This window comes from Luteirhabdus pelagi (assembly GCF_016827595.1).
GTDB lineage: Bacteria > Bacteroidota > Bacteroidia > Flavobacteriales > Flavobacteriaceae > Luteirhabdus > Luteirhabdus pelagi.
Window position 1 is genome coordinate 1 of record NZ_JAECMS010000029.1, and the last position, 976, is coordinate 976.

1 protein-coding gene is annotated in these 976 nt (G+C 30.8%); it reads left to right on the forward strand.

Features of this window, described 5'->3' with window-relative positions; translation table 11 throughout:
- The first annotated feature begins 19 nt into the window (after positions 1 to 19).
- A complete protein-coding gene (locus tag I4Q58_RS15420; protein ID WP_203296805.1) occupies positions 20 to 829 on the forward strand; it encodes a hypothetical protein in 810 nt (269 codons plus the stop codon).
- Positions 830 to 976 lie beyond the last annotated feature (147 nt).

Here is a 976-nt window from a genome sequence, read left to right on the forward strand (position 1 = left end):
GTTGGCAACAAGCTGAAAAATGAAATACGGAATCAAGATTTTATCTGGAATTTTAATAATTGGAATATTAATTTCAATATTTCATATTTTAAATGACCAAGGTGGTTCAGCTTTAGGAAATATAATCGACACTTTAACTATTATTTCAATAGTTCTATTTCTATCTACAATCCTTTTTATTTTTCTATCATTCAAGAAAAATATCCGAAAAACAAGTGTCTGGATTTTTCTAATTTTAAGCTGTCCACTTGCTCTTATGTCTATGACTCATATGACAAAGGAGCTTTCTTTGAAAATTACAGAAACGACAACACCCGATAAGTTTGTCTACAACGCACAAGTCTCGACAGCTAAATACGAACGAGATAAAGTCAAACTTCAAAATCTAGTTGACAGTCTAATAAAAATCAAGATTGTTGAAAGACCAGCGGATTTAAATTTGAGATATTTTAACGGCAAAACTTATAATGATTCAATAGAAAGAGATTGGGCAATTGATTTACCAGCTAAACTCGAGTATAAAGAAACAATTATCGATACTTTGTTTTATTCAGGTGATGGAAATGAAGTTGTCGCTGGATTACTAATATACAAAGCAACTTATGACAATACTGATGATCAAAATCGTGAAACTGAATATTTTGGAAAAGGATTTGAGTTTGACAAAAACGATTGGACACCGTTTAAAATGCTAAAATATTCGGTTGGAGGCTATGAAGATTACAAGTCGTGTTCTGACAGATTGAGATATTATTATTTCAAAAAAATCGGAACTTATGACAATGAATACAATATAAATGATAATAGATTCTTAAATAGAATTGAATAAAAAAAGCCAGTTGCCAACAACGTATAACGTCCATTGTGTCGGTATGGTCAAGCAATTGAAAAGGCTTACAAAAACCAACAACTTCTCACCTAACTGAAAATTACGTAAATTGAAAAACGACACAACGATACGTTATACAAAACCGTT